This is a genomic window from Bacillus pretiosus (assembly GCF_052947655.1).
Genome location: NZ_CM129593.1, coordinates 1,819,072 through 1,834,246, shown reverse-complemented (window position 1 = coordinate 1,834,246; position 15,175 = coordinate 1,819,072). Strand labels below are relative to the sequence as shown.

Below are 15,175 nucleotides of genomic sequence, written 5' to 3'. Positions count from 1 at the left end.
ACGTATAAAGAGGGCATCCCCCTCTTTATACAAAAACAACAGAAAATTCAGTTTATTTGTTTTGAACTGGTGGTTCTGTCTCTTTCATCGTTAATTCTCGCTCTAATACTGGCACCGGATAATCAACACCATCTTGCTTTTTCAATGTGATAGAATAAAGTGTTTGCATCGCTTGGTGATCCTTTTCTCTAAACTTCATCTTTCCTTTCGGTGTATCAAATTCCATTCCTTCCATTTTCTTAATCAACGTATCAACATCTGTATCACCTTTTGTTTTCTTTAAAGCTTCTACAATAGAAATTGCCGCTGACATTCCACCTGCTGTAAATAAATCTGGCACCGCACCATTAAATCGTTTTTTATGTTCTTCCACTAACCAATCATTCACCTTATTTTTCGGGAGTGTATGATAATAAACAGAAAAACCTTGCATTCCTACTAACGCATCCATCGTTTTTAATGCCGGTATATCTGGTGCACCGGTAGAAATTTTAATACCTTGTGCTTCCACATTCATATCTTTTAACTGTTTCCAAGGTGAGTTTGCCCCTGCCCAAACGATAAATAAATAATCTGGTTTTGAGCTAATGATATTTTGAATATTTGCAGTGAAGTCAGTCGAATTCGTATCAGCATATTGCTCGTTTACAATATTCGCACCTAATTTCTTCGCTCCAGCTTTAAAAGCTGCAATCCCTTCACGGCCAAATGCATTATCCGGAGCAAACGTCGCAATCTTTACATCTTTTTTTGCAATTGCCGCTGCTCCTGCAATCGCATCTTGCGAAGAACTTCTTCCTGTTCTAAAAATATATTTATTCCAGTTCTTTCCGGTAATACTATCAGCAACTGCTGGTTCAACAACCATTATTTTTTCATATTCTTCAGCTAGTGGTAATACCGCTAATGTATCACTTGAACTAGATGATCCGATTAAAAAATCGACTTTCTCTTCTTCTAATAACTTCGTAGCTTTTTTAACCGCCACCTCTGCTTTTGTTTCCGTATCTTCTACAACAAACTTAATCTTCTTCCCTTCCACTTTCCCAGTTCCACCCGTTGCATAGTCTAACCCTAATTCAAATCCGTTCACTGTTTGTTTTCCATATGATTCTAATGGACCTGTTAATGAAGCAAGAACCCCTACCTTAATCGTCTTTTCATCCTCTGTACTTGTTTTCTTTCCTGAACAAGCTGCCGTTATTAATAACGAACTTAAAATACAACCAGTAGCCACCATTCTTAGCCATTTACGTTTTTTCATCGACATTGTGATCCTCCCCATACTTTACTTTCTGATAGAGTCAAACACGCCAAAGTTGCCCATCCGTAATTATGACTTTTCCTCTGAATCATACAAACAAATCTGTTAAAAAAATTTAATGAAGTACCTTTACATTCGCCGCCTCTTTCCAAATACCTCCATTTACCATATATTCATCTAGCATTTTTCACCACCTAATTACAGTCGCTGCCCACGTATATCCAGTCCCTGCACTAACTACTACTGCAATATCTCCGGCCTGTAATTTTCCCTGTTCATTTGCAAAGTGAAGACCAATGCAAGGATCCAGCGCTGACATATGTCCATAATGATCTAAATATACAACTTGTTCTTCTGCTAGCCCTAGCCCCTGTATCAATTCTATTAACATAGAACGTTTTGTATGCAGTGGTAACAATACTTTAATATCTTTAGGAGTAAATCCACTTTTTCTTAACGCCTCCCGAATCACCTTGTCAAAATTAGGAGTTGAAACCCGGTCTAGACGTTCTTTCATACTAATAGGATCTATTACATCAATAATAATGTTGTCGATTCTCAACAGTATCATAGCTCGCAACCTGCTTCGATCCACCAGCTGGGATACGAACATCTTCATGATCAAAATGAATCAACGCCCCGTCAGTTAACTTTTTATACTTCCCTCTTATAACACCAAATATATTTAAGCAATATTCCGAAAGTAAATCCATATTTTACAAAAACTAAATATACTAATATAATAGATAAGTGATTATCACTTAAAAGTAACGGATATGGGTGAGAAAATATTGTTTTATATACTTAGGAGGAATCATAATGAATTTTAAACATGTACTTGCAACAGGCTTAATTACCGCCACATTATTCGGTGCAACGAATGCTCATGCACAAACTGAACGTTTCATCGATGTACCAAAAGGGCATTGGTCTGAAGATTCGATTGACCATTTAACTGAACAAAATGTCATGAATGGTTATGGTAACGGAAAATTTGGATTTGGGGACAATGTAACTCGTGGGCAAGTAGCTGCGATTATTTCAAGATACTTAAAACTAGAAAATACCGGATCTACAAGTAAACATTTCTCTGATATTCATGGGCATATGTTTGAAAACAATATTAAAGCAGTTGCTCAAAAAGGAATCATGACAGGGGACAATAGCACTGACAAGTTTAGACCTGATGATACATTAACTCGATATGAAATGGCTGTTATCTTACAAAAAGCGTTTCATTTACCTGTAAAAACAAACGACCTTTTCTATGATGTTCCAAATAATCATTGGGCAACAAACTCTGTTCGTTCATTGTATAGTAATGGTATTACAAACGGAATTGGAAACTATCAATACGGCGGAAAACTGAATGTAACAAGAGAACAATTTGCAAAGTTTATGTATAGCGCAATTAATGTAAGTCCTTATTTTATTCCTGATTCTATTCCTGCGAAAGATGAGGATAAGTATAAAGAAATTGAGAATATACTGATTGATTCTGGGTTTTTAAAAACCGATTATAACTATGTATTCACTAAAACTGGTCAAACATATGATGGCATTATGCAATTTAATTTTTCTCCCTATGATGACAGTGCATATAGAATGTCTATTCATAGTGATGATCCTGTATTAAACGAGCCGGTGAGAAAAATCCTAAATACACTACTACCAACTAAAGCAGATTATCTGTATAGTCTAATTAAAAATCCTACTGCAAGCTCTCGAACAATAGAATTAGATGGTCGCAAAATTGAATTTAGTAGAGACTCTAGTACTAGAGTAAATGTTTATCTTGGAAAACGAAAATACTAAAAGAGTGACTATTTAACATGAATACAAGTAGCTAAATGGTTACTCATAAGAAATAAAAGGGCTGCCCCACAAGTCGGTTTCAACGACTTGCGGGGCAGCTCCTTTAATCTTAATTAGAATTAAGTTCCACTTTCTCTAACCCTTCAGCCAATTGTTTCTTATCTAGCCCTTCTCCTATTACTACCAAGTTCGTTGGGAAACCGAAGTCTTGTTCCAATAAAGTCGGTACCCCGAACGAGTATTGGAATAAGTGAGGATATTTGTCCCCATGAAATTTCACAAAACCTTTTACACGATAAATACTATCTGGTAAATTCGAAAGCCATTCGTATAATTTATCTTGATCAATTGATTTCGTAAATTGATATGTCATCGTTTGTATATGCAAATGCTGTTTTACATGTAGTGTCTCATGTTCCCCATCATTCGTAAATTCAACTTCTTCTATATCCTCTAAAGATATATTACAATACTTTGTTTCAAACAATTTCGCATGACTATTTATTGCTTTCACATCTTCAATTACTTTGTTCTTATCCGCATCTGTTAGTAAATCTGATTTATTAATTAAAATTTGGCTACCAAACTTCAGTTGCTCATGTAATAATTGCTGAACGTTTGCACTTAATACACTTCGATTTAACCACCTTACTGCATCTAAAACGACTACTATTGATTTCACTTCTAGGAAAGGTGCTAAAATTGGTGATACACATGCATCTAACACTTCAATTGGATGCGCAACACCTGTCGTTTCTATATAAATGACATCTGGTCTTTCTTGTTGATATAACGAATGTAATTGTATTTCAAGCTCTTCTTTTAGCGTACAACAAATACAACCTTTCAGAAGCTCTCTTAAAACATTCTCTTTTCCAATAATATCTGTATCTACTGAGTACTCACCAATCTCATTCATCAACACTGCAACTTTTCTATCCTTCTTTTTCTCCGCTAACAATAAATTTTGTAATAATGTTGATTTTCCACTACCTAAAAAGCCACCTAATATATGAATTTCTACTTTATTCATTTGATCAACCATCCATTTCTTTATTTCAAAACGTATTCAAAGCGTAATAATTACGATTTATATTTATTATTTTATTAAAAGAGTGGTGATTTGTAAATATATCTTCACTTTTCGTTTACTTCATGAGCAACTCGAATTCCAGACTCTATTGCTCCTTGCATCCACCCATGTGTTAATGTTGTATGCTCTCCGGCAAAATGCACTTTCCCAGATGGTGGTGTAATATACGGAAATAACTCGAGTTCTTGGCCCGGTTCGAAAGCTGTAAATGCGCCGCAAGAATACGGATTTTGACTCCAGCTAAAAGATGCCCCTGTAACAAACTCACTATAAACGATGTCACCGTATATTTCCGCTAAATTTCTTAATGCATAACGAATGCGTTCACTATTCGGTAAACTATCCCATGTTAACGCCTCATCTGCCCACGTATAACTCGCTAAAACGGTAGCTGCCCCTGGTGTATGAATGCCATAACTCGGATAATATGTAAACCGTATAGGTAAATCTGTAATAGATTTACCGCCACATTGCTCCACTCTTTCCCAAAATCTACTTTTAAACTCTATCGCAATTTTAGTTGCAGCAATATAATTTAATTCACGAATTGCTCGTCTTTTATAATAAGAGAATAAATGATACGGCCGAACTTCTACAAATCGTAACGCTGAAAATGGAATTGTGATAATAGCAATATCACTTGTTATAGTAAATCGCTCTAACGTTTGCTCACGATTTCCTTGTAACATTACTTTATTATCTTCTTGTATAATTTTCTCTACTTTATATGACATAAAAATATTATCCTTTAGCTGTGGCAAAAATGAATTGGGTAATACATCCATTCCACCCGTTATCTCATAATATTTCGTCGTTGAAGTAAAAAAAATCATTTCCCTTAATACTTCAATTAAAGACATTCCCATATAAGCTTCCATATCAAGAAGTACCCCAATCATATCTATTGCACCGTCTGAATAATATTCAGTTAAAAATGAGCCGAGCGAATATGTTTTATACTTTTTTTCAACGATAATCCAGTTTTTATTAGGATCTTTTTTTATAAAATTTAGTATGGGTTCTAATACTACTAACATTAACTCTTCTGCCGTTTTCCCTTTTTCGTTCTCTAAAACAGGATATCCAAGTATACTTGGATTTTTTTCGAATATGCTCAATCTCGTTTTAATATTATTCGTATAAATAATATCTGAAGCGGTTTTATTTATAAACAGATTTAACGGTAATTTAAATTTATGAATATAAGCTAAAGTTAACTCGTGTATTCCAGGAATTCGCATCGGCCCTGCATTAAAATATAAACCAGAGCTAAATGGTTCACGAATCGTATATATTCTTCCGCCTATTCGATTATTTGCTTCTAAAATTGTTATGTTATGCCCTGCTTCTTTCAATAACGATGCTGCAACTAATCCTGAAATCCCTGCACCAGCAATAATAATTTGCTTTGGATTCTTCGTTTTAACGAGCCCCACATTAATAATATGAAGCATTTTTCCCATCGTTAATGGCTGCATCATACCCTTTTCCCCTTTGATAAAGGATTTTATTGCATTATATTCCTTTAACTTACTTCCTATGTTTCATGCAAGAAATTGCAAGGATACATTTTCAAATACTTGAATATCTTTTATAAAATGTAATAAACTAGATATGACTCTATAGAAGTAAGACGTATTATCTTACATAATAAAATCAATGAAATTGCGAGGAATTTTGAAATGAAAAAAGGGATTAACCGTGTTGTATTAGTAGGAACAGGAGCAGTTGGATGTAGTTATGCTTACTGCATGATTAACCAAGCTGTAGCTGAAGAATTTGTTTTAGTTGATGTAAACGAGGCAAAAGCTGAAGGAGAAGCCATGGATTTAAGTCATGCAGTTCCATTTGCTCCAGCTCCAACTAGAGTATGGAAAGGCAGCTACGAAGATTGTAAAGATGCTGATCTTGTAGTCATTACGGCTGGATTACCACAAAAACCAGGCGAAACACGTTTAGATTTAGTTGAGAAAAACGCGAAAATCTTCAAACAAATCGTTCGTAGCATTATGGATAGCGGATTTGATGGTATTTTCTTAATCGCAACTAACCCTGTCGATATTTTAACTTACGTAACTTGGAAAGAATCTGGTTTACCAAAAGAACGCGTAATCGGTTCTGGTACAACACTTGATTCTGCTCGTTTCCGCTATATGTTAGGTGAGTATTTCGATATTGGTCCACACAACATTCATGCTTATATAATCGGTGAACATGGTGATACGGAACTTCCTGTTTGGAGTCACGTATCAGTCGGTATTCAAAAACTACAAACGCTTCTTGATAAAGACAACACATACACGCAAGAAGATTTAGACAAAATCTTCATAAACGTTCGTGATGCAGCTTACCATATTATCGAGCGAAAAGGTGCAACTTACTATGGTATCGGTATGTCACTTCTACGTGTTACAAAGGCGATTTTAAACGACGAAAATAGCGTATTAACAGTATCAGCTTACTTAGAAGGCCAATACGGTCAAAAAGATGTTTATATCGGCGTACCTGCTGTTTTAAATCGCGGCGGTGTTCGTGAAATTTTAGAAGTGGAATTAAGTGAAGAAGAAGAATTAAAATTCGATCACTCTGTTCAAGTATTAAAAGAAACAATGGCTCCAGTTCTTTAATCGTGTATGCAAAAAAGCAATCCAATTTATTTTGGATTGCTTTTTTGATTGTTCCTTGAAAACATCAGTTATTTTCTATCATTTCCTATTTTTTAAACTGTTCCTCATTGTTTACATCAAGTACATCTAATAAAAAGATAAAGATTGGTATCCCGATAATAAGCCCCCATATTCCAAGGAAATGTTCTGAGAAGATGAGAATCATAAATGTATAAAAGATTGGCAAATTCGTTTTCGCAGACATAAACTTCGGGTTTAAAAAATAACTTTCAAGAGCATGGATTACTGTAATGAACACAAGTATGTATACAACGTACATAACTCCGCCTACGTTATATGCAATAATACAAAGTGGAAACAAGGAAATGATTACCCCGGCAACAGGGATTAATCCAAGTAAGAAAATCATGACAGCTAATACGAGAAGCTGCGGAAATCCTAAAACAATTAATGCAATGACAGTAAGAATACAATTTACAACTGCAATTAAAAACTGCGCTTCAATTACTTTACCGAACGATCTTGCAAACCTTTCACCAAAATATGCAATCTCCTCATAAAAAACCTTCAGACTACTATCTTTAAATTTCGAAGTAAATGATATGATGCGTTCTTTTTCTAATAAGAAAAATAAACTTAAAATAAGAGAAAGGAGTATTTGCAAACTGACTTTTCCTATATTTGCAATCGATTGATATATGACATCTACACCTTGTTCTATATATTTTGATACTTCCATTCCGTTAATTGTCGAAAGTGCATATTTAATGATTTCATTATCAGGTGGGTTTTGAAAAAACAATTTAAATTGATAAATCAATTGTGAAATTTGTATCGTTAACACAGGTAAATATTTATATAATGTCGTGCCAATAAAGGAAACTAATATGATATACAAACAGGCGATAACAATTTTCCGGTTCACTTTCAATTTCTTTGAAATAAAACGTTGAAAACGATCCATTAAAAATGTCAGTATAAACGTAATTAATATTAAATTGATCATACTTTTTAATCCATATAATACTAACGCTACTATTATTAAAACGAGAAACCGTTGAAACCCTCTACTTCGAAAGAAATTTTTCACTTCATTCATTAAGATTTAACCTCCCCCTTCAGTGGATGGAAATTGAATATATTACATTTTATGAACTTCTATAGACAATCTTTCTTACTAATTAGAAAGAATCCTTTTTTTCTTTTTATATTGTTAGATTCTATTTACATTAGCCACCTACTTACTTCAATGGAGCTCTTTTTTTCGTTTACCCTTTTACAATTTAGGTGATTTTCTATTTTTAGACTGCTGTTCATACGCATAACCAATATTGAATAGTTCCTTCTCACTGAATTGCTTCCCGACAAACACTGCACCTACTGGCTCTCCATTGTTATCATATCCTGCTGGCACCGCTAATTCTGGATAGCCAGCTACAGCTGATAGAAGAACTTCATCGTTGTTAATCATAACTAAAGCATCCAAACCTTTTTCTACTAAATATCTATCTAGCTCTTTTCTTGCATTTTCTTGACTCGTTTGCACTACTTTTTCAAACTCATCTTTCGTTATAACAGATTTTTCAGACGCCTCAATTAATGTTTGTCCATATTTTATTCGTCTATTACTATCCTTTTTATTAAACGCTATAATCTCTTCTAACGATTTTACCGGTACATTTTTTTGCTGTGAAAAATAATCGTTAACATTATGTTTGAATTCATATTCTAATGTTTGCAGATTATCTACACCCTCGCTGTTTAACTGAATATCATCAGTCAATATCGCACCTGCATCTTGAAGGTCTTTTCTAATCTTTTCTGCTACTTTCTTTCTATTCTCATCTTGTTGATCTATTGAAAAAAGAACCCCTATTTTTTTCCCTTTCAATCCATCTATTGATAAATCCTTCGTATAATCAATTCTTTCTTTTTCTTTCATTTTTTCTGTCATAATATCTTTTTCATCATAACTTACCATTATGTTAAATAACGTTGCCGCATCCTTTACCGTTCTTGCCATCGGCCCTGCTGTATCAAGCGTTTCAGCTAACGGAATAATGCCTGATCTACTCACCATACCTAGTGATGGACGTAATCCAACTACTGATTGCTGCGTCGCTGGTGCTACAATTGATCCAGTCGTTTCTGTCCCGATTGCAAGCGGCGCAAAATCTGCCGCAACTACTGTAGCAGATCCAGAGCTTGATCCTGATGTATCAAATGTAATCGGACCGTACGGATTCAAATTTTGTCCTTTTTTCCCGCTATATCCGCTAGGCATTGTAAAGGATAAATAATTTGCCCATTCAGACATATTCGCTTTTCCTAAAACAAAAGCACCTTCTTCTTTCAACTTCTTCACGATTGTCGCATCTTCATCTGCAATCCAATCTTTTAACACATACGTGCCCGCACTTGTCGGCATCACCTTTTCTGTTTGTACATTATCTTTTACGATAACCGGCATGCCGTATAAGTTCGATTTCTTATTTGAAGACCTTTCTTTATCTAACTTTCGCGCTTCTTCCATTGCATTTGGATTAATCTCTGTAACAGCATTTAATGATATTCCATTTTGGTCATGTTCTTGTATTCTAAAAAGATAAATACTCGTTAACTCTTCATATGATAATTTTCCATCATCAATCATTTTTTGAAGCTCGTTCACAGTCGCATTTACAACCTCTTTTTCTTTTATCTTCACATTATCTATGTTAATCCCTTTCAACTGATTATGTATCGGTTTTAACACTCTATCTTTATCATATACGATACGCTCAGTTTCCTTTGGAAAATAATTTTTATACACGTAATATCCTCCGGCACATGTCAATAGGACGATACCCCCAGCAATTGACAGCGTTATCTTTATCCACTTTTTCATGCTGTTTCCTCCGCTCTAAAAGTTGCTCCATTGTATTGAAAAAGAGAGTTATCCTCATAACTCTCTCTAATTAGAATGCTAAATGAAAAAATAAAGGATTTCAATTTCATTACTTCTTTTTTTGCATTTGCTTCGCTAATAATTCTTTCACTTGATTATATGATAATCCCGAATTTTCATTTAAACGTTTTACTTCTTCAACATCAGTACCTACCACTGTATACTTTTTCTCATCATTCATTTTCCCACTTCCCTTTCGATTATTTCTTATATTTTTCCCCTAAACTCTTATTAATTAACACAAATACAAATACGGAAACTGGACGAAATTCAATAGCTAAAGGGAATTCAGTTACATAAGAGGAAAAGATAAAAAAATGTCGAATGTATATACTTGTTAAATTTAAGGGCTTGGAGGGTACATTTTGAAAACATATGAGTTTAAACATAACATTCCAACATTAGAAGAGTACAAATATTTGTGTGATTCTGTTGGATGGACTGATTATATGAATTTTGAAGTGGCGGAAACTTCACTGAAGCATTCTATTCACTGCATCACAGTGAAAGATAATGAACAAATAATTGGCATGGGGCGAATTGTTGGTGATGGATCTATCTATTTCTATATTCAAGATATAGTAGTTCATCCGGATTATCAGAAACATGGTATCGGGAAAGAAATCATGAATCGTTTAGTTACATACTTACACGAAAATGCCCCTGATAAGGCGTTTGTCGGTTTGTTTGCATCAGAAGGTAAAGAATCGTTCTATGAGAAATTTGATTTTAAGGATTACTCACCAAACATGACGGGGATGTTTACTGTCATTACAAAACAATAAACATAACAGATTTTTAATTGTAAGGAAAAACTTCGATTCATATGAAGGAAATCGTTCTTGCAGTAAGAGTTTAACATTGCATACGAAAGGAGAGTACATATATGGCTAATATGTACTCTCCTTTTATTTAACTTTTTACATATTAAATTTCTTAATAAAATTTCACTACATCTTCAGTAGGTAAGAAAGTTCTTTCTCCTGGTTGTTCATTTGGCTCACCAAATGGCATTTGTCCTACTAAGCTCCACTCCGCTGGAATGTTCCAAGTTTCTTTCACTTCAGCATCTACGATTGGATTGTAGTGTTGCAGGGATGCACCAATTCCTTCAGCCGATAATAACATCCATACAGTATGTTGTAACATTGCATTTCCTTGATGAGACCAGAATGGGAACTGATCTTTATATAATGGTGCATTTTCTTGCATTTTTTCTACTGTTGCTTGATCTTCAAAGAATAACACAGTCCCAACACCTGCATGGAAACCTTTTAATCTTTCTACAGTCGCTTCAAAGTTTTCTGCCGGTACGCGGGCTCTTAGTGTTTCTTTAACAATATCCCAAAACTTTTCATGTTCTCCATCCATTAATACAACCATACGACCACTTTGCATATTGAAAGATGTTGGTGCGTGTAAAGCTGTTTGTAAAACTTCTTCAATTCTTTCTTTCGTAATTGCATCGTTTTTTGTTACTTTACGAATAGAACGACGGTTCACGATTGCTTCTTTTAAATTTGTTGTAGTTGCTGACATGTTAATTCCTCCAAATATTTGTTTTATAATTTATTTTGTTATTTCATAACAAGCGAATTAGCAATATCCATCTGTATTACATTGCATACCTTCAAATGAATTTGTTTTATCCTTTTCAATTTCTTTATCGATGACTCTTTGTAGCGTTTCTTTACTAGCAAGCCCTTGAATGACTTCATCTCCAATCATGACAGTTGGAACAGCCATAATATTTGCTTCATCATATGCATGCTGAATTGCTTCTTGATGCTTTTCTTTATATTTACGAGTTACTAAAGCATCTTTAAATTCAGCTTCAGGAAGACCTACTTCTACCGCTAATTTTGTTAAAACATTAATATCTTCAATGTTTTGCTCTTCTTGGAAAAATGCGGTGAATACGCGGTGATGATACTCATTTCCTAGTCCACGTTCTTTCGCAAATTGACATCCTTCGAAAGCTAAATGTGTATATGGATGCGGTGAAACACGCGGCAAACGCATATCGATTCCTAACTTCTTCGCAGTTGGAAGAATAAAAGCATCCCATGAGCCTAATTTTTCTGGCTCATTCCATGGATCTATTTTTGAATATGGACTTGGACGTAATTCAAATGGCATCCATTCAATTTCTACATCTTTCTCTTTCGCTACTTCATCTAATGGACCTTTTGCTAAAAAACAAAATGGACATATAAAATCTGAGTATACTTTCATTTTTATAGTCATACTTTTACACCTTACCTTTATAGTTGTAATTAAATTAGTTACATTAATAACAAAAAAATATAAATATGATTTAAGCATTCATTTTTTCTTGCAAAGTTTCAAACAAATGCCCCATCGCAATATTTCTCAAAATTTCTTCCATCGCAGATTGCGCTTGTATTAATATAACTTCTAACACCGCTTGAATATTTGCTCCAATTGGACAATCTGGATTTGGTTGCTCGTGAATATGAAATAGTTTGTCTTCTTTGACTACATTTACTGCATGGTATACATCTAACAATGTGATTTCGTGTAAATCCTTTAATAATCCGGCACCACCTGGACCGCGATTTACATATACAAAACCAGCTTGTTTCAAGTACGACATCATTTTACGAATGACTACTGGATTTGTGTTTACACTTTCAGCTATATAGTCTGAAGTACAAAGTGAAGATGGATTGTTTTTCAAAATAGATAAAATATGAACAGCTATAGAAAAGCGGCTACTAATTTTCATCGTGATCACCACCTCGATGTAATCATTATAGTTACAACAAAAAGATAAGTCAATCCTTTTCATAGATTTTTTATAAGCAAATTAAAAAGTGTCCCATTATGATATATGAGACACCTCTTTTTATTCTGCAAATAGCGCTTGAAATTCTTCAATAAATAGCTGCACAGCGATTGAGGAATCCTTTAATGAAGGAACAGCTAAAGCAATTTCTCTCCATACTTGTGGTTCCAATTCTCTCGTTTGCACATTCTGTGGTAAATTCGTTAAAGATAATTCGGCTAATATTGCAATACCTAACCCTTCTTGAATCATATTTAAAGCTGTAGTAACGGTCGATATTACATACTCAGCCCGAAGTGGTACGTTGGCTTGTTTAAACATATCAATAATGGGTGGTTCGTATCCACCCTTACATAATATGATCGGTTCATTCTCTAAATCACTAATTGCAATAGAGTCCTTCTTACAAAGAGGATGATCATCTCTTAAGATAGCAACCATTTTCCCCTTCGTTAATGGGACAATCTCCATCTCTTTATTAGGCAAAATGACAATTCCTATATCAACAACCCTCGATACTAACCAATCTTCAACTTCTTTAATCGTTCCTTCACAAAGAACGACTTCTAAGTTCGGATACTTCTCCTTAAAAAGGTTTATCATTTTGGGTAAGAAATGTGCAGAAGCACTCGGAAAACTCCCAATTCGAATCGTCCCAACTTCGTGTCCTTTCTCCATCGCAACTTCTTGTTCAATCTTCTCTACACCGTTCAAAATCTCTCTAATATGCACAAGAATTCTGTTTCCTACATCCGTAACGATTAGCCCTTTTCGTTTATCACGTATAAGAATCGTAACTCCTAACTCTGACTCAATACTTGAAATCGCATGACTTACAGCTGGCTGCGTCATATTTAACACCCGAGCAGCCTTCGTAAAACTACCTAACTCAACAGTTTTTATTAATACTTGCAGTTGTGTAATGGTCATAACTAATCACTTATACTCCTTATAAAAAAGATTCATTTTATTTATTACAGTCGATATCATATCATAGTGAAATGAATAACAACAAGGAGGTCTTACCGTGACACAACTTTCTCGAACTAAGACGGCCATAATCCTTACCTTTCTCGTTTTCATGTGGGGAATCAATTGGCCTTTATCTAAGTTTGCCCTGCATTATACACCACCCGTTTTATTTGCAGGCGTTCGAACTTTAATTGGAGGATTCATTTTACTTCTTTTCGCATTACCGAAATACAAAGAGTTACACTTAAAAGAAACTTGGCATTTATACGTTATTTCTTCTTTACTTAACATCATTATATTTTACGGATTACAAACTGTAGGCCTTCAATATATGCCCGCTGGGTTATTTTCCGCCATTGTATTTCTACAACCTGTTTTACTCGGCATTTTCTCATGGATTTGGCTTGAAGAATCTATGTACGGCTTAAAAATTTTCGGGCTTGTTCTTGGATTTATTGGCGTAGGTGTCATTAGCTCTAGTAGTTTAACTGGACATATTTCTATTATAGGAATCCTTCTCGCGATAGGATGCGCGATTGGCTGGGCACTTGGAACAGTATTTATTAAGAAGACTGGGCACCGCGTTAATTCTATTTGGATGGTAACACTGCAGCTTATTATTGGCGGGCTTTGCTTAATTGGATTTGGATCAGAGTTTGAAAGCTGGTCTAGTATTGCTTGGAGTATACCGTTTGTTAGTGTTCTACTCTTTATTTCATTCTTTGTTATTGCAATGGGATGGCTTGCATACTTCACTCTTGTTGGAGCCGGTGAAGCAAGTAAAGTTGGGGCTTATACATTCCTCATTCCACTAATCGCTATTATTGTAAGTTCAATTTTCTTACATGAGGCCATTACTATTAGCTTATTCATCGGACTATTATTTATTGTGGTGAGTATTTGTTTCGTAAATATAAAGCCGAAAACACTTGCTGTAAGGCAGCAGGTTGAAGTGAAATAAAAATAAAAAAGAGCCTGCTGTTTGTAGGCTCTTTTTCACCCTTACTTACCTTTTACGACGTACTACAAAAACACACGCAACTACCGAAGATACAATCGCCAAAATAGATAAAACAATCGCTATCAATTGCAAATTACTAGTACCTTCATTTTTTTCTACATTAGACACTTCACCATGTTCCCCTGTTAATGACATACCTTTTGCAATTGTAGTAAGTGAATGTGGTTTTTCAGCTTTTTCATCGCCTGTCCATTCAACAATTTCTCCGTCTTTATATTGTTGATATGCATCCCAAACTATTTTTTGTTCTTTATCCGGATTTTTAGCGACGAAAGTAAATCGCTGGAACTGACCGGGTAAAATCCCTTCTCCCGTTGCTTCCCACACTACAGTTTTAACTTTTCCAGCATTATTTTTCTGCTCTTCCACTTTCCATCCTGGCACGGGTTCATACTGTTGAAACTCCACTCCAGACGGTATTTTCAGTGTAACTTTTGTCGTTGCTACATTCTTTTCAACCGGTACTTTTATCGTGTAAGTCTCCCAAGAATTAACGTCCGAAGTCGCTGGCTTCACAGTGACGTGCGCACTAACTGGTAACGAAAAAATGCCCATTGCAATAATTGTTGCGATCATTGTTGTGCCAATTTTTTTTATACGTTTCATTTTCTATTAACTCCTTTTTAT

At 34.8% G+C, this 15,175-nt stretch carries 15 protein-coding genes and 1 pseudogene; 4 read left to right on the top strand and 12 right to left on the bottom strand.

Annotated features, from left to right (window positions below; translation table 11 throughout):
• Positions 1 to 52 precede the first annotated feature (52 nt).
• Both ACU8YW_RS09505 and ACU8YW_RS09500 read right to left on the bottom strand, forming a co-directional pair.
• Positions 53 to 1,270 (bottom strand): substrate-binding domain-containing protein, encoded by a 1,218-nt coding sequence (locus tag ACU8YW_RS09505; protein ID WP_426933754.1) that lies wholly within the window; start codon positions 1,268 to 1,270, stop codon positions 53 to 55.
• Positions 1,271 to 1,451: 181 nt separating this feature from the next.
• Positions 1,452 to 1,884: pseudogene (locus ACU8YW_RS09500) on the bottom strand (3-oxoacyl-[acyl-carrier-protein] synthase III C-terminal domain-containing protein); the annotation flags it as partial.
• A gap of 199 nt (positions 1,885 to 2,083) precedes the next feature.
• On the opposite strand from ACU8YW_RS09500, the gene ACU8YW_RS09495 reads away from it, so the two are divergent.
• Positions 2,084 to 3,079: an S-layer homology domain-containing protein gene (locus ACU8YW_RS09495; RefSeq protein ID WP_087982942.1), complete on the top strand. Its 996-nt coding sequence runs from the start codon at positions 2,084 to 2,086 to the stop codon at positions 3,077 to 3,079.
• A gap of 109 nt (positions 3,080 to 3,188) precedes the next feature.
• Here ACU8YW_RS09495 and ACU8YW_RS09490 read toward each other — a convergent pair whose 3' ends face one another.
• Together ACU8YW_RS09490 and ACU8YW_RS09485 are read right to left on the bottom strand one after the other, a co-directional pair.
• Entirely contained in the window at positions 3,189 to 4,112 is a 924-nt protein-coding gene (locus ACU8YW_RS09490; protein ID WP_262720226.1) for a CobW family GTP-binding protein, read from the bottom strand.
• 104 nt (positions 4,113 to 4,216) lie between these two features.
• Positions 4,217 to 5,653, bottom strand: a complete 1,437-nt coding sequence (locus ACU8YW_RS09485) for a flavin monoamine oxidase family protein (RefSeq protein ID WP_262720227.1) — start codon at positions 5,651 to 5,653, stop codon at positions 4,217 to 4,219.
• 201 nt (positions 5,654 to 5,854) lie between these two features.
• Between ACU8YW_RS09485 and ACU8YW_RS09480 the strand changes: the two genes are divergently transcribed.
• A complete protein-coding gene (locus ACU8YW_RS09480) occupies positions 5,855 to 6,799 on the top strand; it encodes an L-lactate dehydrogenase (protein ID WP_000715320.1) in 945 nt (314 codons plus the stop codon).
• Between the two features lie 85 nt (positions 6,800 to 6,884).
• On the opposite strand, the gene ACU8YW_RS09475 is transcribed toward ACU8YW_RS09480, so the two are convergent.
• The 3 genes from ACU8YW_RS09475 to ACU8YW_RS09465 all read right to left on the bottom strand — a co-directional run bounded on the left by ACU8YW_RS09475 (position 6,885) and on the right by ACU8YW_RS09465 (position 9,927).
• Entirely contained in the window at positions 6,885 to 7,898 is a 1,014-nt protein-coding gene (locus ACU8YW_RS09475) for an AI-2E family transporter (RefSeq protein WP_137050649.1), read from the bottom strand.
• A gap of 177 nt (positions 7,899 to 8,075) precedes the next feature.
• Positions 8,076 to 9,686: an amidase family protein gene (locus ACU8YW_RS09470; RefSeq protein WP_446894057.1), complete on the bottom strand. Its 1,611-nt coding sequence runs from the start codon at positions 9,684 to 9,686 to the stop codon at positions 8,076 to 8,078.
• Between the two features lie 109 nt (positions 9,687 to 9,795).
• Positions 9,796 to 9,927 carry a hypothetical protein gene (locus ACU8YW_RS09465; RefSeq protein WP_000997338.1) on the bottom strand — a complete coding sequence of 44 codons (132 nt, stop codon included), beginning with the start codon at positions 9,925 to 9,927 and terminating at the stop codon, positions 9,796 to 9,798.
• A gap of 184 nt (positions 9,928 to 10,111) precedes the next feature.
• Here ACU8YW_RS09465 and ACU8YW_RS09460 point away from each other — a divergent pair, with 184 nt between their 5' ends.
• The gene (locus ACU8YW_RS09460) at positions 10,112 to 10,531 is read left to right on the top strand and encodes a GNAT family N-acetyltransferase (RefSeq protein WP_097907442.1); all 420 of its coding nucleotides are present in this window, start codon (positions 10,112 to 10,114) and stop codon (positions 10,529 to 10,531) included.
• 151 nt (positions 10,532 to 10,682) lie between these two features.
• Here ACU8YW_RS09460 and ACU8YW_RS09455 read toward each other — a convergent pair whose 3' ends face one another.
• The 4 genes from ACU8YW_RS09455 to ACU8YW_RS09440 form a co-directional block, all read right to left on the bottom strand.
• Positions 10,683 to 11,285, bottom strand: coding sequence for a nitroreductase family protein (locus ACU8YW_RS09455; protein WP_088063044.1), 603 nt, complete (start codon positions 11,283 to 11,285; stop codon positions 10,683 to 10,685).
• A gap of 57 nt (positions 11,286 to 11,342) precedes the next feature.
• Positions 11,343 to 11,993 (bottom strand): DsbA family oxidoreductase, encoded by a 651-nt coding sequence (locus tag ACU8YW_RS09450; protein WP_088063043.1) that lies wholly within the window; start codon positions 11,991 to 11,993, stop codon positions 11,343 to 11,345.
• A gap of 70 nt (positions 11,994 to 12,063) precedes the next feature.
• The gene (locus ACU8YW_RS09445; RefSeq protein ID WP_426933756.1) at positions 12,064 to 12,495 is read right to left on the bottom strand and encodes an Rrf2 family transcriptional regulator; all 432 of its coding nucleotides are present in this window, start codon (positions 12,493 to 12,495) and stop codon (positions 12,064 to 12,066) included.
• A gap of 120 nt (positions 12,496 to 12,615) precedes the next feature.
• Positions 12,616 to 13,485, bottom strand: coding sequence for a LysR family transcriptional regulator (locus ACU8YW_RS09440; protein ID WP_088063041.1), 870 nt, complete (start codon positions 13,483 to 13,485; stop codon positions 12,616 to 12,618).
• 97 nt (positions 13,486 to 13,582) lie between these two features.
• Here ACU8YW_RS09440 and ACU8YW_RS09435 point away from each other — a divergent pair, with 97 nt between their 5' ends.
• Entirely contained in the window at positions 13,583 to 14,488 is a 906-nt protein-coding gene (locus tag ACU8YW_RS09435) for a DMT family transporter (protein ID WP_000192802.1), read from the top strand.
• Positions 14,489 to 14,533: 45 nt separating this feature from the next.
• Here ACU8YW_RS09435 and ACU8YW_RS09430 read toward each other — a convergent pair whose 3' ends face one another.
• Positions 14,534 to 15,154, bottom strand: a complete 621-nt coding sequence (locus ACU8YW_RS09430; RefSeq protein ID WP_426933757.1) for a YcnI family copper-binding membrane protein — start codon at positions 15,152 to 15,154, stop codon at positions 14,534 to 14,536.
• Positions 15,155 to 15,175 lie beyond the last annotated feature (21 nt).